General features: G+C 54.1%; 23 protein-coding genes. 10 read left to right on the top strand and 13 right to left on the bottom strand.

Annotated elements, in window-relative coordinates; translation table 11 throughout:
* Positions 1 to 6 precede the first annotated feature (6 nt).
* The 3 genes from cydD to FYJ24_RS02595 are packed head-to-tail and all read left to right on the top strand — an operon-like array spanning position 7 to position 5,176.
* Positions 7 to 1,743, top strand: coding sequence for a thiol reductant ABC exporter subunit CydD (gene cydD / locus FYJ24_RS02605; RefSeq protein WP_318656475.1), 1,737 nt, complete (start codon positions 7 to 9; stop codon positions 1,741 to 1,743).
* A complete protein-coding gene (cydC, locus tag FYJ24_RS02600; RefSeq protein WP_154543270.1) occupies positions 1,740 to 3,491 on the top strand; it encodes a thiol reductant ABC exporter subunit CydC in 1,752 nt (583 codons plus the stop codon). The genes cydD and cydC overlap by 4 nt, the downstream gene beginning before the upstream one ends.
* Positions 3,488 to 5,176: a GAF domain-containing sensor histidine kinase gene (locus FYJ24_RS02595; protein ID WP_154543268.1), complete on the top strand. Its 1,689-nt coding sequence runs from the start codon at positions 3,488 to 3,490 to the stop codon at positions 5,174 to 5,176. The genes cydC and FYJ24_RS02595 overlap by 4 nt, the downstream gene beginning before the upstream one ends.
* Here the strand turns inward: FYJ24_RS02595 and FYJ24_RS02590 are convergent.
* From FYJ24_RS02590 to rsmD, 7 genes are read right to left on the bottom strand one after another with little or no spacing between them, the layout of a single operon-like run.
* Positions 5,173 to 5,790, bottom strand: a complete 618-nt coding sequence (locus FYJ24_RS02590) for a response regulator (RefSeq protein WP_154543351.1) — start codon at positions 5,788 to 5,790, stop codon at positions 5,173 to 5,175. The two genes, FYJ24_RS02595 and FYJ24_RS02590, sit on opposite strands and share 4 nt — an antisense overlap.
* Before the next feature lie 60 nt (positions 5,791 to 5,850).
* Positions 5,851 to 6,699, bottom strand: coding sequence for a bifunctional DNA-formamidopyrimidine glycosylase/DNA-(apurinic or apyrimidinic site) lyase (gene mutM, locus FYJ24_RS02585; RefSeq protein WP_154543266.1), 849 nt, complete (start codon positions 6,697 to 6,699; stop codon positions 5,851 to 5,853).
* Positions 6,692 to 7,396 (bottom strand): ribonuclease III, encoded by a 705-nt coding sequence (gene rnc, locus FYJ24_RS02580; protein WP_154543264.1) that lies wholly within the window; start codon positions 7,394 to 7,396, stop codon positions 6,692 to 6,694. The genes mutM and rnc overlap by 8 nt, the downstream gene beginning before the upstream one ends.
* A complete protein-coding gene (locus FYJ24_RS02575) occupies positions 7,389 to 7,958 on the bottom strand; it encodes a YceD family protein (RefSeq protein WP_154543262.1) in 570 nt (189 codons plus the stop codon). Before FYJ24_RS02575 ends, rnc begins: the two co-directional genes overlap by 8 nt.
* Positions 7,955 to 8,674 carry a hypothetical protein gene (locus FYJ24_RS02570; protein WP_154543260.1) on the bottom strand — a complete coding sequence of 240 codons (720 nt, stop codon included), beginning with the start codon at positions 8,672 to 8,674 and terminating at the stop codon, positions 7,955 to 7,957. The genes FYJ24_RS02575 and FYJ24_RS02570 overlap by 4 nt, the downstream gene beginning before the upstream one ends.
* Complete coding sequence (gene coaD, locus FYJ24_RS02565) at positions 8,667 to 9,140, bottom strand: pantetheine-phosphate adenylyltransferase (RefSeq protein ID WP_154543258.1); 474 nt, start codon at positions 9,138 to 9,140, stop codon at positions 8,667 to 8,669. The genes FYJ24_RS02570 and coaD overlap by 8 nt, the downstream gene beginning before the upstream one ends.
* A gap of 9 nt (positions 9,141 to 9,149) precedes the next feature.
* Entirely contained in the window at positions 9,150 to 9,698 is a 549-nt protein-coding gene (gene rsmD / locus FYJ24_RS02560; RefSeq protein WP_318656474.1) for a 16S rRNA (guanine(966)-N(2))-methyltransferase RsmD, read from the bottom strand.
* A gap of 35 nt (positions 9,699 to 9,733) precedes the next feature.
* Here rsmD and FYJ24_RS12565 point away from each other — a divergent pair, with 35 nt between their 5' ends.
* The 3 genes from FYJ24_RS12565 to FYJ24_RS02550 all read left to right on the top strand — a co-directional run bounded on the left by FYJ24_RS12565 (position 9,734) and on the right by FYJ24_RS02550 (position 11,779).
* The gene (locus FYJ24_RS12565; RefSeq protein WP_206192452.1) at positions 9,734 to 10,003 is read left to right on the top strand and encodes a hypothetical protein; all 270 of its coding nucleotides are present in this window, start codon (positions 9,734 to 9,736) and stop codon (positions 10,001 to 10,003) included.
* Positions 9,958 to 10,311, top strand: coding sequence for an ATP-binding cassette domain-containing protein (locus FYJ24_RS02555; RefSeq protein WP_263970210.1), 354 nt, complete (start codon positions 9,958 to 9,960; stop codon positions 10,309 to 10,311). Before FYJ24_RS12565 ends, FYJ24_RS02555 begins: the two co-directional genes overlap by 46 nt.
* 82 nt (positions 10,312 to 10,393) lie before the next feature.
* Entirely contained in the window at positions 10,394 to 11,779 is a 1,386-nt protein-coding gene (locus FYJ24_RS02550; RefSeq protein ID WP_154543252.1) for a hypothetical protein, read from the top strand.
* Here the strand turns inward: FYJ24_RS02550 and FYJ24_RS02545 are convergent.
* Positions 11,757 to 13,877 carry an ATP-dependent DNA helicase RecG gene (locus FYJ24_RS02545; protein WP_154543250.1) on the bottom strand — a complete coding sequence of 707 codons (2,121 nt, stop codon included), beginning with the start codon at positions 13,875 to 13,877 and terminating at the stop codon, positions 11,757 to 11,759. The two genes, FYJ24_RS02550 and FYJ24_RS02545, sit on opposite strands and share 23 nt — an antisense overlap.
* 138 nt (positions 13,878 to 14,015) lie before the next feature.
* On the opposite strand from FYJ24_RS02545, the gene rpmB reads away from it, so the two are divergent.
* Positions 14,016 to 14,207: a 50S ribosomal protein L28 gene (gene rpmB, locus FYJ24_RS02540; RefSeq protein WP_154543248.1), complete on the top strand. Its 192-nt coding sequence runs from the start codon at positions 14,016 to 14,018 to the stop codon at positions 14,205 to 14,207.
* 715 nt (positions 14,208 to 14,922) lie between these two features.
* Complete coding sequence (locus FYJ24_RS13630; RefSeq protein WP_263970209.1) at positions 14,923 to 15,216, top strand: hypothetical protein; 294 nt, start codon at positions 14,923 to 14,925, stop codon at positions 15,214 to 15,216.
* 1 nt (position 15,217) lies between these two features.
* On the opposite strand, the gene FYJ24_RS02530 is transcribed toward FYJ24_RS13630, so the two are convergent.
* The 3 genes from FYJ24_RS02530 to FYJ24_RS02520 all read right to left on the bottom strand — a co-directional run bounded on the left by FYJ24_RS02530 (position 15,218) and on the right by FYJ24_RS02520 (position 17,360).
* Complete coding sequence (locus tag FYJ24_RS02530) at positions 15,218 to 16,393, bottom strand: type II toxin-antitoxin system HipA family toxin (protein ID WP_154543246.1); 1,176 nt, start codon at positions 16,391 to 16,393, stop codon at positions 15,218 to 15,220.
* A 2-nt stretch (positions 16,394 to 16,395) separates the two neighbouring features.
* Complete coding sequence (locus tag FYJ24_RS02525) at positions 16,396 to 16,593, bottom strand: helix-turn-helix transcriptional regulator (RefSeq protein WP_206192450.1); 198 nt, start codon at positions 16,591 to 16,593, stop codon at positions 16,396 to 16,398.
* A gap of 191 nt (positions 16,594 to 16,784) precedes the next feature.
* A complete protein-coding gene (locus tag FYJ24_RS02520; protein WP_154543244.1) occupies positions 16,785 to 17,360 on the bottom strand; it encodes a hypothetical protein in 576 nt (191 codons plus the stop codon).
* Positions 17,361 to 17,537: 177 nt separating this feature from the next.
* Between FYJ24_RS02520 and FYJ24_RS13130 the strand changes: the two genes are divergently transcribed.
* On the top strand, positions 17,538 to 17,690 hold the full coding sequence (locus FYJ24_RS13130; protein WP_154543242.1) for a 2-C-methyl-D-erythritol 2,4-cyclodiphosphate synthase: 153 nt from the start codon (positions 17,538 to 17,540) through the stop codon (positions 17,688 to 17,690).
* A gap of 10 nt (positions 17,691 to 17,700) precedes the next feature.
* The gene (locus FYJ24_RS02510; RefSeq protein WP_318656473.1) at positions 17,701 to 18,063 is read left to right on the top strand and encodes a 2-C-methyl-D-erythritol 2,4-cyclodiphosphate synthase; all 363 of its coding nucleotides are present in this window, start codon (positions 17,701 to 17,703) and stop codon (positions 18,061 to 18,063) included.
* A gap of 163 nt (positions 18,064 to 18,226) precedes the next feature.
* On the opposite strand, the gene FYJ24_RS02505 is transcribed toward FYJ24_RS02510, so the two are convergent.
* Both FYJ24_RS02505 and FYJ24_RS02500 read right to left on the bottom strand, forming a co-directional pair.
* Positions 18,227 to 19,573 (bottom strand): C1 family peptidase, encoded by a 1,347-nt coding sequence (locus FYJ24_RS02505; protein WP_154543238.1) that lies wholly within the window; start codon positions 19,571 to 19,573, stop codon positions 18,227 to 18,229.
* 118 nt (positions 19,574 to 19,691) lie between these two features.
* Positions 19,692 to 21,050 (bottom strand): C45 family autoproteolytic acyltransferase/hydolase, encoded by a 1,359-nt coding sequence (locus FYJ24_RS02500; protein ID WP_154543236.1) that lies wholly within the window; start codon positions 21,048 to 21,050, stop codon positions 19,692 to 19,694.
* Position 21,051: the final 1 nt, after the last annotated feature.

The raw sequence follows: 21,051 nt of genomic DNA, 5'->3' as shown, positions 1-21,051 counted from the left end.
ACATACGTGAGACCATTAGATCCTCGGCTTCTCCGTTACGCGAAAGCAGCACGCCGATATATCGTAGAAATTGCCATTCTTGGGATACTCGTATCATTCCTAGTTATTGCTGGGGCGTTCTTGATCGCGGCTTCGGTCTCACCTGTGGTCAACTATGGTGCTGAGCTTTCTCAGATTGCTCCCCTACTCGGCTGGCTGGCAGCTGTCTTTGTCGCTAGAGCGCTTCTGCTCTATTGGAGGGAGTCAAGGGCCCATAAGGCTGCAGACCAGACGATTGCCACCTTGAGAGAGCAAGTGGTAGCGAAGACTGCCAGGTTGGGGCCTCGTTGGCGTTCACGCAATGGTGTAGACACAACAACTCTTGTCACTCGCGGCCTCGACGATCTTGATCCCTATTTCGTTCGCTACCTGCCACAGCTTGTCATGATGATGACAGTTACTCCAGCAACTTTGGTAACAATCTTTATTCTCGATCCCCTCTCTGCCATCATTGCAGCCGTCACCGTGCCTCTGATTCCCGTATTCATGATCCTCATCGGCAAAATGACCGAGTCTGCGTCGCGAAAGCGCCTTTTGGCAATGGAGCAGCTTGGTTCACAACTTTTGGATTTGTTGGTGGGATTGCCGACCCTCAAAGCTCTCGGCCGGGAAAAGGGGCCTCGCCGCCACCTCGAACAGATTTCTGAACAAAGCACGAAAACGACCATGCAAACGCTGCGCATTGCCTTCCTTTCCGGCGGGGTGCTGGAGTTTCTGGCAACTCTCTCGGTTGCCTTAGTCGCAGTCTCTGTAGGGTTTCGCATGGTTACTGGAGACCTCGATCTGTTTACCGGCCTGACAATCATCATGCTTGCACCTGAGGTGTACGAGCCTTTGCGGCAAGTCGGCGCCCAATTCCATGCCTCTGCAAACGGCATCGCAGCTGCGGAAGAATGCTTTTCGATTCTAGAACAGCCCGAAACTCCCCGCGGTGATCTCACAGCTCCAACTGCCCCAATCATCCACCTCCAGTCCTTGAGCGTTGCAGCTCGCGGCGCATGGGCACCAGACAATCTCAGCGCCACAATCCCCCGCGGAAAAATCACCGCGCTGGCAGGCGCGTCAGGTGTTGGAAAGACAACCACTGCAATGACCATACTGGGGTTAGAGACACCCACCCGCGGCTCAGTATTATTGGACTCACAAGATTTAGCTGATACCCGCATGCAGACATGGTGGTCACAGGTCTCATGGGTGCCCCAATCACCCCTGATCGTGGCAGGAAGCGTTACTGAGAACATTGGCAATGATGCTAATCCCTCTGACCGCGATAAGGCAGCAGAGATCACTGGTTTCGCAGCCGTCGTAGAAACACTGCCAGGCGGTTGGGACACTCTCATTGGCGCTGGAGGTATTGGTTTATCTGTTGGACAACGCCAACGCCTCGCGCTAACAAAAGCATTATTACAACGCTCCCCTTATGTGATCTTGGATGAGCCCACCGCCCACCTAGACGCAATGAGCGAGGAACAAATAGTCCATGTTCTTGAAATGTTGCGCGATGGGGGCACCACAATTATTGTGATTGCCCACCGCCAAGCGGTACTAGACAGCGCCGACCTGGTAATTCCGATTCCTACACGGCCTGCAACTCAGGACGAGCTTGAGGCATACCCGCAGCTCAGTGTGAATGAGGCTCCCGAAGATCTTTCTGACGACCGCCTTGACCTATTGGATTCTCGTCTGCTGGAGGAAAACTCATGACTATCTTCCTTACCCGAAACGAGAGACGCGCTCTGCGCAGGATTCTAGGCCTTCTCAAGATCAGCAAAAGAGGTTTTTGGCTCTCATTGTTTCTTGGTGTGATGGGGCTAGGCTCTGCTGTAGGGCTTTCAGCTACGTCAGCATGGCTCATCACTCGCGCCTCACAAATGCCTCCTGTTCTTGACTTAGCCGTTGCGGCAACAGCCGTCCGTATGTTCGGTGTCTTCCGAGCATTCTTTCGCTATCTGCAACGGCTGGCATCTCACAGCGTGGCTTTGCGCGGAATGGACTCTCTGCGCCTGGGTATTTATGACACGCTCATGGATGGACCAGCAGACCGGGTCGCTACTTTGAAGCGTGGTGATTTGATTTCCCGAACGGGTGCCGACGTTGACGAGGTGGGCGACCTGGTAGTCAAGTCGCTGCTACCCAGTTGCGTCACTGGCATTGTCGGCGTGGGAACTGTCATCGGTTTCGCTCTAGTATGGCCCCCAGCAGCACTTATTCTTGGGCTTTCGCTGGTACTGTCGGGAGTTGTCGGCCCACTCTTATCCATGAGGGCCACTCGCCTAGGAGAAATCGCGCAGCAAGATAGCGAAAAAGAACTGGCCATAGCCAGTCATCACGTTATTGAGAGCGCAGATGAACTTCAGGTGAGCGGCAAACTAGACGATGCTATTGGTGCAGTCAACCAGGCGTCCGATCGTCTCAACCGTGCACGTGCGCTGGCAGCTCGGCCAGCGGCCTTTGCCGTTGCCCTAGACAAACTAGCTATGGGCTGTGCGATTGTTGGTATATTCCTCGTGGCCACTGGACCGGCCAGTTTGAGTTTTATCCCTGCAGTCATGTTCGCGGTCCTCATTCTTACCCCTTTGGCCGCATTCGAGGGGACAGCGGAGCTCGGTGCGGCTGCCGCACAGTTGGTTCGTTCAGCCCAGGCAGCTGTAAGGATTGACGATATCCTTGGCCCAGAGCCAGAAAAAGACACAACCCATTCGGTTCCAGAAACCTCCTCTTCGGCGCTGTCTGCGAAAGACCTTGCTGTGGGATGGCCGTCAGGGCCGGTGGTTGCGGAAGGTATCAACCTTGAACTGACGCCCGGAAAACGCATTGCGATTGTTGGGCCATCAGGAATTGGCAAAACCACCTTGCTATACACTCTTGCAGGCATGCTGCCACCGAAAGAGGGGCACGCCAGTATCAATGGGGCCGAAACGTGGCAGGCTGACCGCAGTGAACTCACTGCCCGCATCTCCTTAACCACTGAGGATGCACATATTTTTGCGACAACGGTGTATGAGAATCTTCGTGTTGCCAATGCTGCGTTGGAACCAGAAAAAGCCGCAGAACTACTGGAAGCCGTCGGCTTGGCTGATTGGTTAAAGGCACTTCCTCATGGAATGGACACGCAGCTGGGAACAGGTGGTACCAGCATTTCTGGTGGCGAGCGGCGCAGGCTCCTCTTGGCGCGGGCGCTAGCTGCTCCCGCTCCTCTCATGCTGCTCGACGAACCCGGTGAGCATCTCGACGCTCACACGTCAGCGCAGATTCTCACTCGGCTCTTGGAAGGCAGCGGCTCTGGCCGCGGTATCCTCATAGTGACGCATCGGCTCTCCGAGCTCGATAGCGTCGACCAGATTCTTGTGATGAATGGAGATAATGTGGCACGTGTGAGCGATTCAGGAACCCACGCTGAACTCGTTGCCCGCTCCCACTACTATCGACATGCTCTAGGTGCGGAATCATGACCCAGAAAGCCCACGATGCAGACCTCCGGCTTCTCTTAGGTTTCTTGCTAGAGGCAGCAGCGCCACTCCCCTACGGCGCAACTCCAGAACCGTCGCAAGATGCTCTGCGCGTGAGTTTCGGGCCACGAGAACTTCTCATCTCCTACAACCAGGTTGTTGACCGTCTCGTTGAGCTTTCTGGACGTATTTGCTGCGCGCAAAAGGCAGCGGTCATCAGTCAAAATGGATCTTCTCTCCAAATTGATGCTGTTGACCATGCTCATGACGAGGCCTCGACGGCATTGTCGTCTCCGTCCGCAGCTACGGATCTTGCCTCCGCATGGAGCCAGAGCACGCATATGCCCTCTCGCGTTGAAGTCATCGACGAATACGGTGACACGCGCGTGTATCTTTGCCTAGCGTGGGACACGGAACCTGACCGCCAGAGTCTCGACATGGTTTCTCTTCTGTCCCGCGTTGCCTTCGGCGCGCTGCGTTTTCAAAGAAAAGCCGCTTCTTCGCGTCGTCGAGCCCGATGGATCATGGCATCACGAACTCTCATTGATGCCCTTCTTGCAGGTGCTGACGAAGAGGAAGCACTAGACCATGTTGCTGAGGCAGCTCGCAGCGCCGCCGGAGCGGACGCGGCACTTATTTTTCTTCCCTCCATAGGTGAGGAATGGGCATGTGAGATTGCTGCAGGTGAGGGCGCTCAATCCCTGGTGGGTCTGATATTCCCCTCTGCTCCTGGCTTTTCACAAGTACGCGCGGGAAGGCAGGGCATGGTGGCAGGAATTGATGCCACTTCCAGGCTGGGTGATCACGTAGCCCTGGCAGCCTATGGTCCCCTGGTTGTTGCCCCGATTACGTCCCGCGACTCCGTGGACGGTGCCATTGTCCTCCTCAGAAGACGCGGACGTGAGCCCTTTGCCCCTGATGATCTCCCCCTCACGGAAGCATTTGCGTCACAGACATCTTTGGCCCTTGAGGTGGCAAGCGCCCGGCATTCGCGGTCATTAGCAGTCCTGTTAGAAGACCGTGCACGCATCAGCCGCGACCTTCACGATTTTGCAGTGCAACAGCTGTTTGCGACCGGGATGAAACTTGAGGTTTTGCGCGAGGGGTCAGCTACCGGAGCGATGTCTGGGCGTGCCCTCACCGAGGGCCTTGTAGACGCGATGGCCAGCTTGGAGGAGGCCGTCAGACAGATTCGTGCAATCGTCCATGACCTGAAAGAATCCGACATTTGTGCTCCCTTTGCTGAGCGAATGGAACGGGAAGCGTCCCGTTCTCGGCAAGTATTGGGTTTTGCTCCGTCCTTACTGTTCGAGTTGGACGGTCAGATCATCGATCCTTCTGCGCCCAACGCTCGAGACATCATTGATGAGCTTTCTGCGCGCATCGACCAGTCCATAGCAGACGACGCTGTGGCTATGGTGCGTGAAGGACTTTCAAATGTTGCCAGACACGCCCATGCGCGCCTGGTGAAAATAGAAGTGGCCGTATCTGGACATGGGCTCACTGGGGAACTTGCCATCTCAGTAACAGATGACGGCGTGGGAGTCGACCCTACGGAGAAGCGAGCTTCCGGGTTGGCGAATATGGCTACCCGTGCCCGAATGCACGGGGGTAGTTTTGGGGTTGGCGCTGGACCTCGCGGTATTGGAACCTCAGTGGTGTGGAGCGTTCCTCTAGAGCTGCATTAGCCGTTACGCCAAGCGGCGGCGCGCTGCGCCGCCACCCACGCTGCCACCTGGGTCCGGCGCTGCAATCCCATCTTTGCCAAAAGGGAAGTGATGTGGTTCTTCACGGTTTTTTCGGCGATCCCTAGGTTTTCGCCAATCTCGCGATTCGACATGCCGTCGCCAATGAGCTCAAGAACTTTACGCTCCGAAGGGGTCAGCGACGCGGTTGGATTTTCCCCATCGGGAAAACGCCTAGTCATTGTTCTCTCGTCGAGGAGTACTCGGCCCTCAGCAACAGCCCGTATGACGTCGTTGATTTCTCCGCCCCGCACTGTCTTCAAAATGTATGCGCGCGCACCCACTTCGAGAGCTTCAGTCAGAGCCCCGTCATCGTCGAAGGACGTGAGAACTATGGCTTTGATTGATGGATCTGACTGTCCAACCGAACGCATAATATCAATGCCTGTCCCGTCAGGGAGCTGTAGGTCAACCAGCATCACATCTGGCTTCACTAATTCGGCGCGACGAATTGCGTCCTCGACAGACCCTGCTTCAGCAACAACTTCAAAATCGTCATCACGATCTACAATCTCTGCAATGCCTCGCCGAACAATCTCATGGTCGTCAACGATCATTACGCGAATGCGTTCACTCACGTTTGCCCACCTCCACTGTCTTTGGCACGCGAACCTCTCTTAGTGTACCGGCTTAGTCTGGCATGCGCGGCAATAGAAATGGGAGCGCCCTCCAATAACCATCCGTTCTATAGGCGTTCCACACCGGAGACAGTCCTGTCCTATCCTGCCATAAGCCAACAACGAGCGGGCAAAATATCCTGGATTTCCTTGCGCATCAACGTATAGGGCATCAAAAGATGTTCCGCCTACGGCTATTGCCTCCCCCATAACCTCACGCGCAGAAATCACAATATTCTCAATATCCTCAAGTGCAAGTTCCATTCCGCGCATATATCCGGGAATACGTGCACGAAAGAGGGCTTCGTCCGCATAAATGTTACCGATGCCTGACACTAGTTCCTGATCTAGCAACATGATCTTGATAGGACGTGCCGATGAATGCATTTTCTGCGCCACTTGAGCTGGGTCAAACGATTTTTCGAAAGGATCAGGCGCAATATGGTCAATCAATACAGGAATGTCGCGTTCCTTCCTTGACACGCTGAGATGTCCAAAGGTGCGGGGGTCAACAAACCGCAGAGTTGTCCTATCATCGAGTTCAAGGCGTAAATGTTCATGTTTATTCGGTGCAGTGTGAAGGCCACTGTCAGCCAAAACCTTGCCACTCATCCCTAGATGCACCACTAGAACTTGCTCTGTGCCAACAAACTCAAGCCACATGTATTTTCCTCGCCGCCCGATACCCTCAATCTGACGGGAAACTGCAAGATCAACAACGTCGGCACTTCCATGTGGATTATGTCGAAACATGCGACTGCCATCAACATGGGCTTGAGCAACGCTGCGCCCACGTGAGTGTTTTTCTAGGCCGCGCCGAATAGTCTCGACTTCTGGAAGTTCAGGCATAGCCCAAAGAATCTAATGCTTCCTTGGCCGCCAGATTTTCAGCATGTCGCTTCGATGAAGACTGAGCGCTTCCCAGCACCTGGCCATTGACAAGGACTTCAGCATCATACATGCGGGCATGGTCAGGTCCACTACCCTGCACCTGGTATACGACGTCGACATTTTTGGACTGTGCGTACTCCATCAGAGGAGTCTTCCAATCCATGGTCTTACCGCGGTTTTCTACGTCGTCCAGCAGTGGTCCCAAAAGCTCAAGAACAACAGCGCGAGTCGTCTCCATTCCTTCCGACAGATACGTCGCGCCTATCAGAGCCTCCAGAGTATCGGAGAGAATCGAGTCTTTGTCACGCCCTCCCATCTTGTTTTCTCCCACGCCCAAAAGGATAAAATCACCCAGCCCAATCCTGCGTGCCATTTCCGCCAAAGGCGTTTGAGACACGGTGGCAGAGCGCATTTTCGCCAATTCGCTTTCGGGACTATCTGGGAAACGGTGGAAAAGAAAATCTGTCACAACGATGGACAACACCGAATCACCAAGAAACTCTAGGCGCTCATTGTGGGGCAGGCCACCCATTTCGTTGGCAAATGACCTATGGGTGAGGGCCAGAACCAACAATTCGCCATCAATGTGGACACCCCAGTTGCGGCTGAGCTCTTCCACATCAGCATTCTTTGGACCGCGATCTCCCCTACTCATCAGCAGGCTCCAACAACGTACGCAAAACCGCCAACCTGGGGTCGATGTCTTCATGGGCGTGATCGGCCGGAAGATCCGCAAGTTTCTCACCGCAAGTGGCGCACAAGCCCAGGCAGTCCGGTTCACACAGAGGCGTCAGTGTGGCCGCTGCTAAAATCGTGTCTCTGAGCATCGGCTCAAGGTCTATCTCGTCCCGGACAATAACCCGCGGCTGATCTTGGGGCTGCCCCTCCATGTCGACATCCCCATCGACAATAAGGTCGCTGACCGCTGTCTCTTCAAAGTAAACATCGGCCGTGTCTACTGTCCACGGTTCAGTTAGCGGGTCCAAGCAGCGCACACAGTCGCCCAAGAGCTCTCCGTGGCTTTCGACCTGCACCAGTACACCGTCATCAACGGTTGTCAGTTTCACATCGATGGGCACCTCAGTGCCCTGCGGCAGGGTCAACACTTCCGTTGACCATCCAGCAGGCACTATCCAGTTGATGTGGTACTCCCGGTAGGACCCAACTGCGTGAGGCAGCTGAGCCAAGGAAATCTGTAATGATTCTGTAGTCGTCACGGACGGAAGTCTACATCGGGAGCGTCAAAGCCGGAACGTTCAGCGATCGTTCTGCGTCCTGCTTCTGTGCGCCTAGATAGATCAGAAAGTACTTGAGCGACCTGCGACAGTGCCGTTGCCGCATAGTCGTCTGCCCCTAAACGCAGGTCAGCAGCTTCGGAGCGCGCCCGCTGAACCACTTCACGTGCCTGGTCTTGCGCTGTGCGCAGAACTGTTTCTTGCGCAACCATTGCAGCGGCTTGTTCTTTGGCCTGGGCCAGTTGACGGGCAACGTCTTCTTCTGTGCGCGTGCGAATCTGTGAAGCTTCCTCTTGTGCGCGTGCAACACGTCGGTCAGACTCTTCCGAAGCCTCACGCAACATAGAGTCCACCTTTTCCCGCGCCTCGTCCAAAAGGGCTTTTGCTTTAGCATTCGCTTCAGCGACAGTGACCTCTGCGGCTGCATCGGCGCGGTCCAAAACAGCGTCCGCGTCGGCAACAACTGCGTCTGCAGCGACCAAGTCTTCAGGAAGAGCCTCCCGCGCCTGAGCAATCAGATCCAGCACTCCGGCCTTGTTGAGGATGATGTTAGGTGACAGTGGCACCGAACGAGCCTCTTCTGTCATCACCTCTAACTGATCAAGGGCCGCAATAAGAACAGAAGGCCCATACACGGATTCTTCTGGCATTGACTCTTCACTCTGGTCTGAAAGTTCAGGTTCGTATCTTTCAGGCATTCTCTTCTCCTCTTAGTAGTAGTCGCTGCGCTGTTGCTGGCGGAACATAAGCGCTCACGTCAATCCCCAATCTGCACATGTCTTTAACAAGCGAGGACGATATGTACGCTAGGGACGGGTCTGTCGGCAAGAAAAGAGTGGGCGGTGCCCCTAATTCCCCGTTAGCCCATGCCTGCCCTTGCTCATATTCCAAGTCCCCTGCCCCTCGCAGGCCCTTAACTATGCAGTCCGCCCCCACATTGCCCGCAGTATCGGCCAGAAGGCCATCGAATTCAACGACCTCAACACCGCTGGTGCTTTCCAGGATCATCTCCACACGTTCAAGAGCGGAAAACCACGTATGCTTGGCTGGATTCACACCCACTGCCACGACAACGCGATCAAAGCACCGTTGAGCAATCTCAATCACCGCAAGGTGACCCACCGTGGGAGGATCAAAAGATCCTGGGATGATTGCCGTCGTCATAGGTTGAGTCTATGTCTCTGAGCGCACCGGTGCGATGAAGTAGAGCGCCGAGTCTCCAAATGTCCGACTTTGCTCTATTTCCAGCCCATCAGGAAGCTCTAACACTTCAGAGCGTCTGGAACGTTCCGCAACAATGACCGCATCGGGAGAAACCATCCCCAGTAGGTGATCGAAAACCAACTGCCACTGAGATTCGGGCCAATCATATGGTGGGTCAAGAAACACCAGGTCAAATACCTCATCGGAGGTAAACTTAGCTGCGTCCATGACACTTACGCGCGCATTCATCCCACACAGCTGCAGATTATCTTTGACGATCCGCGCGCTTTGCCTGGAAATCTCGACTAGGGATGCGCTTGCGGCTCCGCGGGAAAGTGCCTCGATAGCCAATGCTCCAGAGCCCGCAAAAAGATCCAGCACCCGCGCCCCCTGCACCACTCCCCAGCTTTCCAGTTTGGAAAAGAGTGCTTCGCGCATTTTTGACGAGGTGGGCCGGGTCCCCGTTTTCGGCACTTTGAGAACGCGCCCTTTAGCGGTTCCTGCTATCACTCGTGTCACCGCACATATTCTACTCGCCAATATCACTAGTACGCATGAAAGCCACCTGGACCTCTAAGAACTATACGATTACTTCCATGGATTCTGCTTCCCATTCCTCTCATGTCCTCAGCGCTCAGGGCATCACAATGAAGTACGGCAAAACCATCATCATTGACGATTTTTCGCTGTCGGCCTCTGCCGGATCGGTCACTGCCCTAGTGGGAGAAACCGGGCTGGGAAATCTACTTTGCTGCGTGGTTTTGCTGGCTTCCAGCCCATGGAGTATGAATCTTTCCGTATTGACGGCGTTGAAACTCCTCTAGCATCCACCAGGCACCGCGATCTTGTATGTTCTGTCCTAGACCAGTCAATCTGGCTGCGCGGTTTGACTGTATGGGACCATTTTCGTCTCTTCGCCCCGGTGAAGGAATGTCAGCGCGCTTTGGAGCTTTTTGACATCGAACATTTGGCCTATCGTATCCCCGCAACTCTCAGCACTGGGCAACGTCAACGTGCAAACCTGGCGTCAACCTTGGTCCGTCCCTGGCGGGTACTTCTTCTGGACGAACCTGAGTCTGGACTGGATGAGGAGCACCAAGGGATACTGGCCGCTACCTACAAAGCGAGATAGGTGAGCGCGCAGCTATCATCGCAACGCACGTCCCTGACCTGCTGAAAGAGGCCTTAACTGACGTCGTAGACATAGAGACGCTATGAGGTCTGAACAACTTCTTGACATTTGGTATAACGCAATTCTGGTGCTGATCTTTGGTTCCATGTGGATTGGCTTTTGCCAGTGGGCGGCGCCGAACCTTTCCGCCAGTATCCCCTCCCTATCCACCCAGCGGCTCTTCCTCTATCTGGTCAGTACCCTCACCGTCGCAATGTCCATGACCCTTGTGAGTTTTTCTGGGCCCAGGCGTGCATCCGTGCCGACTCTTAGTTGGCGTCCCTTGTGCAGACAGTGGGGCACTCTTGGTATCACAGCATTGATTGTTGTTGGATTATGCGCGGTTGTTGGCTCTCTTGAGGCTATCGTCCTCTATGAGGTGGACTGGGAAACCAAAACAATCGCAGTAATTCTTGGCGTTACCGTAGGCGCGGCTGCACTCCTGTGTCTCTACACCGGGCTATTACAAAGGACCACGAAGGGAAGTCCCCAACAAGACCTGACTAGATTCGCGTTGCTTAGCCCTTTACCGGCCCTGCTTGCTTATTCTTTGGGTTTAGGAGCATCGGAAAGCATAGCTCTCGGCGCAGTCGCGGCTTTAGCGGCAGTTGTGTGGTCGATGCGCGGGCTTTTCCACCTATCCCGCTGGACGCCGAAGTGGAATCTGACCTATGCGGAGGCGAACGTGTCTTCTCTGACAATGGGCATCACCATGTTGGACACGACGGCACTGCAAGCTCTTTCTGATCTACGTCAGCGCGGCAGTCTTCCACGTTTTCCGCATTGGGGAAAACGTGCTTGGTCACTGTTTTCTATTCTGTCTCTGCGCTCGATCACAGCCCAGTGGCCGGCGGCTTTGCTTCTCAGTGCCGCCACGCTATCTTCACCGGCGCTCTTGGGTGCCAGTATTGCTCCAGCATTGGCCTTGGCTTCCGCCATTGTCTTGTCGATGCGCAGCCTTCGCCTATGGAGTGACTATTTGGAGGCACCAGCCCTTAGAGCCTTCCTCACTCCCGTGACCCGTCACGCCACTGAGTGCACGCTCTTTTCTCAGACGCTCTTTCCTCAAGTTGTCTCTTTGGCGTTACTGCTCTGCCTGTTCAACCCTCAGACCACCCTGTGGTGGTGTCTGAGCGCGGTCCTTACGCCCATCTATATTTTTGTATCGCGAGGCAACCTAGCGTTGAAGAAGGCGGAAATGGGGCCTTTGGGCAGCCTCATCCACGTGCCAGAGTTGAGTATGGTGTCCAAGGGCGCTGTTGGCAGTGTCGCCTCTGGGTGGTTTCCAGCGTCCGCAGTCACCATCGCAGGCATCACTTTTGGGCCACAATTCACTGCCATCGCGATCGCAGTTTTGCTTGCCTATTCAGCATCGAAGTTTCTTCCCGCATTGCGCCGCAGTCGGGTTAGTTCCTCTCCAACCACATGAGTTCTTCCCCGGCGCGTTCCTGCACAGAGTGTGCCAACCCAGGATGATCTTTCAAGTGGGGGTCAGCCTGCAATATTTGCATTGCTGCGGTTCTAGCCGCCGTAATGATTGCCGCGTCACGGCGAACAGACAAGAATTGCAGGGAACTTGCATGGCCTGACTGTCTGCGGCCCAGCACGTCACCTTCACTGCGCAAACGCAGGTCCGCCTCAGCCAGTGCGAAACCATCACTGAAGGTTTCCATAGCCTGGAGCCGTTCTAATGCCACAGGTGAGGGGCCATCCATATGTACCAGCAAACATATGCTGGCCCGGTCAGAGCGCCCCACCCTGCCGCGTAACTGGTGTAGCTGGGATAGGCCAAACTGTTCTGCCCCCATCACCACCATCATGGTTGCTTCTGGCACGTCAACACCTACTTCGACAACCGTGGTAGCGAGCAGTAGTGGGGCTTCCCCCCGGGCGAATGCGTCAAGAGCGCGGGCATTGTCTTCTGGCTTTTGATTGCCGTGAGCGATCCCCACCGTCACCCCAGCTAGGTCGGGGACCTGTTGCAGGTAGCTTTGCATGCTTTCGATTGATGGAAGGTTCGAGTCGTCCTCATCATCAATGCGCGAACACACCATGTAGACGCGACCACCTTTATCAATTTCTTCTTTGGCGCGCTGCCATATGCGATCCATCCAAGCCTTATTGGCTGCGCTCACCACGTGGGTCGCTACTGGCGTCCTTCCTGGCGGCATGTCGGTCATTGCGGTGGTGTCCAAGTCACCGAATACTGTCATAGCGATGGTGCGGGGAATCGGGGTGGCTGTCATGACGAGCAGGTGGGGTGTGGTGTCGCGGCCTTCTCTGAGCTTGTCCCGCTGGGCAACGCCGAAACGGTGCTGTTCATCAACCACCAGCACGTCGAGACGCGGTATCTCTACGTCGTCTTGGATCAGCGCATGGGTGCCAACCGCAATACCTGGTTCCCCCGCGGCTAGCCGTGAGAGTATTTCGCTGCGTGTCCCCGCAGAGACGGAGGAAGTCAGTAGATGGAGTGGCACATTCAGTTGTTCGTCCCCCAGCAATCGTTGCAGGGAGAGAAAATGTTGGCGCGCCAGTACCTCAGTGGGAGCAAGGAGCGCTGCCTGTCCCCCATTTTCAACCGCCCGCAGCATCGCCAAGAGCGCTATCACTGTTTTACCGGCCCCGACGTCTGCCTGTAGCAGTCTTTGCATGGATTCTTCGCGTGCCATGTCAGCGGCTATCGCCTGCCACGCGTCATGCTGACCACGAGTCAGGGTAAAAGGCAGGGAATCAATGACTGTAGATACCAGCCCCGTGGTATCGACCAAAGCCCTGGATTTATTCTCTCCTGTGATTCTGGGTAGTAGCAGCGCGGTTTGTAGTTCTAAAGCTTCGCGCCATGCCAGAGTTCTCTTTGCTTCACGCCAGTCAGTGTCATCATGGGGGTTGTGCAGCAACTGAAAAGCACGTGAGATTGGCAAGAGTCTGTGCTGATTCCTGACGTCTTCTGGGACGGTTTCTGGGACTGCATCCCAGTTGATTCCTTCAAGGATAGAGTTGATGAGGGCACGGATCTTCCAGGAGGGTGTGCCGCCTTTTGCCGGATAGATGGGAATGGGGGCGCCGCTTTTTCTTTCAATGGCTTCTGGACTGTCGGACTCTATCTCTTCGAACTGGGGTTGTACTAGTTGCAGGTCCCCCTGATAGGCACTGACTTTCCCTGCAAAGAGAAAGGTCTCACCTGGTTGCAGCAGCTTCCTGTGCCGCGACAGCGCATACTCTTTTTTGGCGAAGAATGTACACGTCAAGCGCGACATTCCATCAGTGATGATGACAACTAGGCGTACACCATTTCCTGACCTGTTGCGGATGAGATTCGCTGAGACTACCTGAGCCAATACTGTGACGTCTTCACCTTCGCTAAGCCCGGCAAGCCCCGTGAGCTTCCCCCAGTGGTAGTAGCGCCGCGGCGCATAACGAAGCGCGTCACCCACCGTTTCGATACCCAGGTCTTTCAAGCGCCGCGCAGCAGCAGGCGTGACTCTGTGTTTTACTGGGGTCAGTAGCGGGTCGTGCACAGTCGTCATGGGTTAACCTCCACCCCTGATTGTAGAGGTGAATACCGACAAGTGTGCTGAACACGACAGCTATCTCATTGCAGTTATGCGGGTTTATCGGTTAGCCTGTTGTAGTTGTCTCAGATAGGCCAGTTCAAGGAGGGCTTCATGTCATCGGTTTGCGACATCTGTGGGAAGACCCCCCAGTTCGGCAAGCAGGTTTCGCACTCGCACGTGCGCACCAATCGCCGTTTCAACCCCAATATTCAGCGTGTTCGCGCTGTTGTTGACGGAACTAGCACCCACATTAACGCTTGCACCAAGTGCATTAAGAGCGAGCGGGTTGTTCGTCCTGCATAGTCTTCCTCAAAGAGAATAGGGCACTCACACTATGGCGTGGGTGCCTTTTTCTTTGCCCGAAAATTTACGTTCCGCCCATCATTTTCTTCCGAGCGGATTCCTCACTCATGGCAATATGGCCATATAGGGACAGCGAACCCTTACCTACCGCCAAGATTTTTGATGTTCGTTTACCTCATTCCTGCAGACACTCAACCACCACCAACCACATGGTGCATGTCACAGTCTTTGCGATTGTCTTTCCTGCAAACTAGAGACAATCTGGGCCGGGGTGTTTTATAGGACGTTTGTCCATGTTGCGCTACTGTCAGGATGGAACAAAACCTGGACCGCTTCACACCAAATACCTCCTGTTATCCACCTGCACCTACGAATACGACAACGCCCGCTACCTACTCCTAGGGACACTCACACCAACCCAGTAGCAAACATTCAGCCGTTGCACCTCACCCAACCCATGCGACCATAAGGGGATATGGCTATCTCTCGGTGAATTGTCCCGCCCTCTGGTAGGGCACTCCCACAATTTGGCCGATATCGCGCAAGGCCAAGGTTGGAGGTGATATCAAAAGCTGGACTGAGAACCCAAGAGTATAGCTGCGCGTCAATTCGATATCCAGCCATCTACACCTCCCGGTATCTATGCGTATTTATATAGACATAACGAGTCGGTATGTTTAGGATTTTATACCTACAGAGAAGGTACAATTGAATATTGACACCCCGTAATCAGCCACGCTATGGTTCAGTCACTGAAGATCGATGTCCCTTCCTCATGGGGATATACGCGGGCTGCAATATACCGATTGATGGAGACGTTTTGCTGCGCGGCTTGCACGGCGACCCTTCGGTGCTGTTCAGGAGTAAGACGCAAACTGAGTTTTCCCGAATAGCGGCGCTCACCCAGTGGTACTGGCACCTAATCGCCAGCCGACTCCATATCTTGCACGATTTCGGCAACCGAGTGCACTACGAAAGAACCACCTGTCACGGCCTCATGGCCCATTAACCTAGGCTATTTCAGACCGGCGATATCTGAGCTCTCTGAGAGTCCCATTCAGCGGTGAGCCTGTAATACCAACGTCCTCAAGATTGACCTGACTTGTAGCTCTGAGCGCCCTTGTAATGGCGCGATCGCGGGCTCTCGGTGGAAGGGATATCGCGTCAGCAAGATTGTCCCAGTGGCGACGGCGCAGGTTCTTGGTGCGACCATCTACAGGCAGAGCCATAGTGTCATCACCATAGAGAAGAGTGCAGACCACATCATAGAGTGGAGACACTTGCCACCTTCCCCGCGTCTGCAGCAAAGAGACATTCTTGGCATGGAGGTCCCCATTTCCAGTCAACCAAGAAAATACGAACTGTGTGTAGAGTGCCAGCTTTGCCGCTTCTGAGGCAGCCGCAACATTAGCTACAGCGAGGATTAGCTCTTCAGTATTCACGCTGTATTTTTGCGCGGGAACAATCCCCATGATCTGACCGGCATCCTCAAGCGGCAGTCTATGCTCGACACCGTTATCGACATGTCGATCAAAGCGGCGAACCAGCAACCCCGCCTCACCTCTTTTGTCATGCACAATATGCGCCTGCGCTACAGGAAAACCCAGGTGCTTAGCCGCAGATAAATGGATGGCTTCATTGTGTACCAGGCGCGGATAATCTTTTGGCGTGAGTTTCAAGATCGCCGACGCGCCGCGACTGGTTGTCGGTAACGTAACCATTTGTGAACTGGCTTTTGCTTGCACTCCGGGAAGCGCCGACGTGTCAGCAGACAGATGCAGTGATGAGAAGTCCAGTGGTTCATCTGCATTGACTAGCGGGGCTGCCGCCGTCAAAGGAGCACCGTGTGGAACAACCTGAACATCCCCTGGCGTATCCTGACCAACCGCCAGAAGTAATGATAGTTCGTCATCCGGACTTGTCTTGACATCCTTGATGAGCTGAGAAAGTCGGAATCCCTCTGGTAAAAGCCCTGCAAAAAAAGGCGGCAATCCACCACTGGGTGTGACAACAGGAGTGTCCCCTATCCGAAGCGATAGCGCAACCGGGGCGCCGCCTCGTCCCACATAGTCATCATCGTAGACAAAAGTCGTGGTGCCGCCCTCATCGCGATGCAGCGTTGCCGCAAGCGCACCCTGCTTATACACGTCGGCGTCGGCGACGAAACGTAGCTGGGATCGTTCCATTATTAATCCTCGAGCCGTATTGACACACCAACAGACCCGGCAACTCGAAGTACTGTCTCCAATGAGGTGCGGCCAGTCCCGTTTTCGATATTACGGAGGGTTCTTTCGCTGATACCGCTGAGAGCGGCCAGTTCTTCTTGCGTAAGGTGTTCGCGTTTGCGGGCAGCGGCAATGGCACGGCCTATCTCTTCAGAACTCACCACCACATCCCCTTCCGGCACAATACTACCGATTATGCCCTATTCCTTTACACCCTACCCTTCAATTCTGCATTACGGCAGCATATTGCCGATTGTGCGATTTCTACGCCGTTTTAAGGTGAGCTATCTACGATCCGGAAGTATCCTGCCGTCATGCGACATGGTATTTCACTATATGTCGACGTCAGCGGCTAAGGTAACCGACTCACAGAGTGGATTGCCCATCCTTCGTCTTTGCCGGTAGAGACAAGGCCGATGAGTATGCATTCTTCGCTCTCGGTGTCAGCTTGGCTTTGACCACGTTGAGGCGGGAAACAGTACTGCCAGGCAATGGCAGTAAGTGAGTCTTCCCCCCTCACTGTTGCTGGCTCCCAGGAAAGGACCTGCTGAACCGAACGCATAGGCAGGCCCTCGCTTGAGTAAGCATCTAACACGTCTGTTAGGGGACGGACAAGATCTGGGGTGAGGATTAGTCCAGATTCAAGGACCTCCTGAACTGTCTCTTCTGCTCTCTGGTCCTGGTATCCCGACTGTATCCATAAGGCGGCCGCACCCATAAACGTCATGCTTTTTGAATGGGAGAAGTGAACGAACATCTCTTGTTCTGTTAATTCAGGGGGTACGTTGACAGCTAACTCATAGGTCTTGGGGTTCGGTGGATAGATAACCTTTGAACCAAGATCGTCGCTGCTATCAGCGCACGCAACAAGAGACCACACCGCAACACATGTCGCTACTGCTCTACCCATGAATGCATGTCGACGCACACATCCTCCCTTCCTCGTCGTTACCGAAACGGGGCCTCTCACAAATCAGCGGGAGCCATGTACCCAGGGAAATACTTCAAAATAGCCCGATGCGCAGTGGAAGAATCGTCCTCCAGTGGTACCTTGAAGCTGCGCAACACGTAGCCCCTTGTGCACAACTTAGACTTGGAGAACTGGATGCTTGATATTCCGCCGTTACGAATCGGCCACGGACACGACATCCACGCACTCTTCGACGGCGAACCCCTGTGTCTTGGTGGAGTGCTGATTGATTCTGCTAAGAGAGGCTTTCGTACTCATAGCGACGGCGATGTGCTTTCGTACTCATAGCGACGGCGATGTGCTTTCGCACGCAATCATTGACGCGATCGCAGGTGCTATGGCTGACGGAGATTTAGGCACGCACTATCCAGAAGATGACCCCGCTTCTGAAAACGCGCGGAGCCTGAATTTCGTCACTGAGTTTTCCGGGTATATGCGCGCTCAGGGATACGAAATAGTCAACATTGATGCATTCGTTACCTTGGGAACGACTAGGCTTCGCCCCTACATGAGTGCTATTCGCGAGGCAGTTGCAGCTGCCCTTGATGTGCCCCTTGACCGTATTTCCATCAAGGGGCGATCACACGACGGCATTGCAGAGGTTGGCCGCGGACAAGCGTGCAGTGCCACTGCCACTGTCCTCCTTATGAAGACCGACTGACCGCAAATGGCCAGGGAATACACTGATGGTGTTCCCTGGCCTCCTGCAATCCCTTCGCCGACTGGTTTCGATGTGATTGTATGCCCCCAAATAAAACAGTGTCCCGGCGGCATATTTCCCACTGCCACGGGAATTATGACACTGTGATAGGCGGGGGGTGTGCTTAGAGAAGCGGATTGAATGTGGTCCAGTACGGCATCATTTCAGGTTCACTGTCCAGCGCTTTTTGCAGCTCGGGACTGAGTAGGTCCTTACGGATAGCCACCTCGAACGTGTACTGGTCCATCCAATCATCCGACATGACAAAGTAGCCATTATTACCGACCTTCTTGCCGTTAACATCAGCGCCCCAACTGTTCTCCACTTTCCAACGCACTGGTTTACCATCAACAAGGTCCACACCACCAAGCATCATCGCGTGGGTAGGTAGGCTCTCGCGGCTGAGAAAACGCTGCCCCTTGTCCATAGTAAATTTGATACCGAAGGCTTCCTCAAGCCCGTAGAGTCCCATGGCCATGACGCCCTTATGAATGTCAGATGATTGCAGCACGTCACAGCCAAACCACACGGGTTCTCCATCTTTGAGCTGCTGAATCGCCAGGTTCTTCAGTGTCTCCATGTCGACATTCAGGTACCGGTTGGGGCGTCCCTTGATGATTTCGTTGGACAAGTCAATGCCGTACACCTTGCCGTAGGGCATTGAGTCAATGGGAACATTGATGACACCAATGTAGTCGTCCAAATCAATAGGAACATACTTGTCGTAGAACTCTTTGGGGGTGAGACCAAAGTCTGCGTGGTACGCCTTATCGGTGTCCCGATACTCAAAGTCAATGGTTTCAGGTGGGGTACCCAAAGCTACAGAAACAATCTGGTAAACCTCACCCAGCATTCGTTTACGTGTTGCAGTGATATCTTCATCAGGTGCTTGCTTGCGAACCAGATCTCTCAGTTCCAGTGCATCTTGGCGCAGCTTACGATTGAGGACCGTGTCTAACTCGGCCGAGTTGATGCTGGCGGATGTTTCCTCCATTGCGGTCTTCGGGATGACGCCATATTTCTTGACAATCGCGGTGATAATGTCCCAGTCTCCCCCATCTTGTTGAGGGGTTTGCAAGAGGAAAGTCACTTTACGGTCGGAGAGTTCATCCAAAGCTGTGTCAATAATTGCCTGATGAAAAAAGTTCGATTTTTCAATCTTGTCGTAAAAGAACGTGTAGTTCTGTGACAGTTGGAATGAGCCATGAGGTAGTTTCAACGATTTTTCAATGTGGAGGCGCAGTAGGTTAAGGCAGGCAAACATCCAACATCTGCCGCTTTGGTTCTGATTAGCAACCGCCTCAGAATCCACATCGACAGAAAAGACAAAAGGATTTGCCTCAATAACTTCAATGTTTTGGGTTGATTCTAGGATCCCGTTCTTGGTGACGGCACGCTGCGCAACGTGTTGCGCTGTTTTCTTTTCGTATTCTGACCGCATATGTGCTAGGTCGGCAAGTGAAAGTTCCATGTGTTTCCCTCGTTCTTTGCATGTTGTCCGCGTACGGGGTCATGAAACTGTACACGGAGCTGTATACGGCCCCGTGTACAGTAACGTAACACTGTACGTGGTGAAATGAATGAATAATCTAGACAAAAAGCGTCCACGGCTGGGAAGGACGCGTCTTCAGGTAACCTTCCTGCCAATTCCACAGTGGATGCTCGCGAAGGAACTCATCCGCATCGAATTCCACTCCGTCAGCGCGGCCGTAACGACCCCACATCTGCATCGCGAGAATTTCTTTAGCACCCACGGCCTTACCGTCAACCGATCCGGCCGGATAGAACGGCACATTCCACACTGCAGTTGGGTCATCCGCATAATATTGCGGGTCCACGTCGTAGTGAGAACAGATTCCTCTCGATGAAGGGTTCTGATAGCCCAAGTAAGGATCATACGTGTCAGCCAAGATTTTCTTGGCCATCTCCACATCAATCTTCCCGTGGTACTGCTCAAGCAGTTGCATAAACCGCTGCCTGCGGGCACCAGTTTGCTGGCGTGGGTCATTAAAGCCGACATCAGCACACTCAAGATTGCGGATACGCGGGTCGAAAGCAGCGTTGCATCCAAAGAACGTTCCATCCTTGGTGCGATCCAACTTCTGGTAGATCAGGCCCTCTTCGTAGCGGGCAATCTCTCCCGTGTTGGCATCAGCCAGCAGCCACGTATTTGCATACCCACCGTTGTTGTCCTTGTTCATCAACTCAACCCAGTGGTCAATGTCATTTCCGAACTGAGCTGCGTTTCTGGCCCTGACATATTCGGGGACTCGTTTTTCGTCGTACCCTCGGAATCCAGCCAAAGTGGTCTCCGTAATGGCCAAGCCAGCAGATGTCACATAGTAGTCGGTCATTGACGCCAGATACCCGGCAACAGTCTGCATGACGATTCTGTTGCCATCATCAGGCGTGATATCGAGAACGACGTTGAAGTACTGCCCGGACCAGAACTCGTCAAAGCTCTCATGGGCTAAAACCACCTTCCCATCGGGTGTGGCTGAGCCGGTGGCTACCAGGCCTGAACAATGCGAGCCCCGTGGTCCTTTTGGAGGATTCTTGGAATACTTTTCAGCAACTGTGGGCCACCAGTAATCGGTGAGTTCCATCCACGCATTCCAACCTAAGAGGTCATCAACAGTGGTGGAAACGCCAGCAGCTGTGAACCCCTCGGCAAGTCCTCGCAGTTCTTCCATCAGGTAGGCGGGAACTTTGTCCTTATGCATACGGGTCGCTGCCTCGACAAAGAAGGAATATTCCATGCCGAAGCATTCGAGAGTCATTGCCGTGTATGTTCGCAGAGCATCCTTGTATTGCGGCGCTAAGAGGTAGCCATGTTGGAAACCGATCTCATACGGATTTCCCTTCACTTTGAGGTGATGCCACCCGTTGATTTCAGAAAGAGTCCCCTGGTCGACTATCTGTTGTTGGTCCTTCGTAAGAGAGGCCATC

The sequence above is a fragment of the Scrofimicrobium canadense genome, from assembly GCF_009696615.1.
GTDB classification, from domain to species: Bacteria; Actinomycetota; Actinomycetes; order Actinomycetales; family Actinomycetaceae; genus Scrofimicrobium; species Scrofimicrobium canadense.
Note: the sequence above shows the minus strand (reverse complement) of the source record. Positions and strands in the feature narration are given on the sequence as shown.

What these genes read in the sequence shown, in the direction of transcription:
- cydC (WP_154543270.1), top strand. Translation starts at nt 1,740, where the DNA reads ATGACTATCTTCCTTACCCGAAACGAGAGACGCGCTCTGCGCAGGATT.
- FYJ24_RS02595 (WP_154543268.1), top strand. Translation starts at nt 3,488, where the DNA reads ATGACCCAGAAAGCCCACGATGCAGACCTCCGGCTTCTCTTAGGTTTC.
- FYJ24_RS02590 (WP_154543351.1), bottom strand. Translation starts at nt 5,790, where the DNA reads ATGATCGTTGACGACCATGAGATTGTTCGGCGAGGCATTGCAGAGATT.
- mutM (WP_154543266.1), bottom strand. Translation starts at nt 6,699, where the DNA reads ATGCCTGAACTTCCAGAAGTCGAGACTATTCGGCGCGGCCTAGAAAAA.
- rnc (WP_154543264.1), bottom strand. Translation starts at nt 7,396, where the DNA reads ATGAGTAGGGGAGATCGCGGTCCAAAGAATGCTGATGTGGAAGAGCTC.
- FYJ24_RS02570 (WP_154543260.1), bottom strand. Translation starts at nt 8,674, where the DNA reads ATGCCTGAAAGATACGAACCTGAACTTTCAGACCAGAGTGAAGAGTCA.
- coaD (WP_154543258.1), bottom strand. Translation starts at nt 9,140, where the DNA reads ATGACGACGGCAATCATCCCAGGATCTTTTGATCCTCCCACGGTGGGT.
- FYJ24_RS12565 (WP_206192452.1), top strand. Translation starts at nt 9,734, where the DNA reads ATGAAAGCCACCTGGACCTCTAAGAACTATACGATTACTTCCATGGAT.
- FYJ24_RS02555 (WP_263970210.1), top strand. Translation starts at nt 9,958, where the DNA reads ATGGAGTATGAATCTTTCCGTATTGACGGCGTTGAAACTCCTCTAGCA.
- FYJ24_RS02550 (WP_154543252.1), top strand. Translation starts at nt 10,394, where the DNA reads ATGAGGTCTGAACAACTTCTTGACATTTGGTATAACGCAATTCTGGTG.
- FYJ24_RS02545 (WP_154543250.1), bottom strand. Translation starts at nt 13,877, where the DNA reads ATGACGACTGTGCACGACCCGCTACTGACCCCAGTAAAACACAGAGTC.
- rpmB (WP_154543248.1), top strand. Translation starts at nt 14,016, where the DNA reads ATGTCATCGGTTTGCGACATCTGTGGGAAGACCCCCCAGTTCGGCAAG.
- FYJ24_RS02530 (WP_154543246.1), bottom strand. Translation starts at nt 16,393, where the DNA reads ATGGAACGATCCCAGCTACGTTTCGTCGCCGACGCCGACGTGTATAAG.
- FYJ24_RS13130 (WP_154543242.1), top strand. Translation starts at nt 17,538, where the DNA reads ATGCTTGATATTCCGCCGTTACGAATCGGCCACGGACACGACATCCAC.
- FYJ24_RS02505 (WP_154543238.1), bottom strand. Translation starts at nt 19,573, where the DNA reads ATGGAACTTTCACTTGCCGACCTAGCACATATGCGGTCAGAATACGAA.
- FYJ24_RS02500 (WP_154543236.1), bottom strand. Translation starts at nt 21,050, where the DNA reads ATGGCCTCTCTTACGAAGGACCAACAACAGATAGTCGACCAGGGGACT.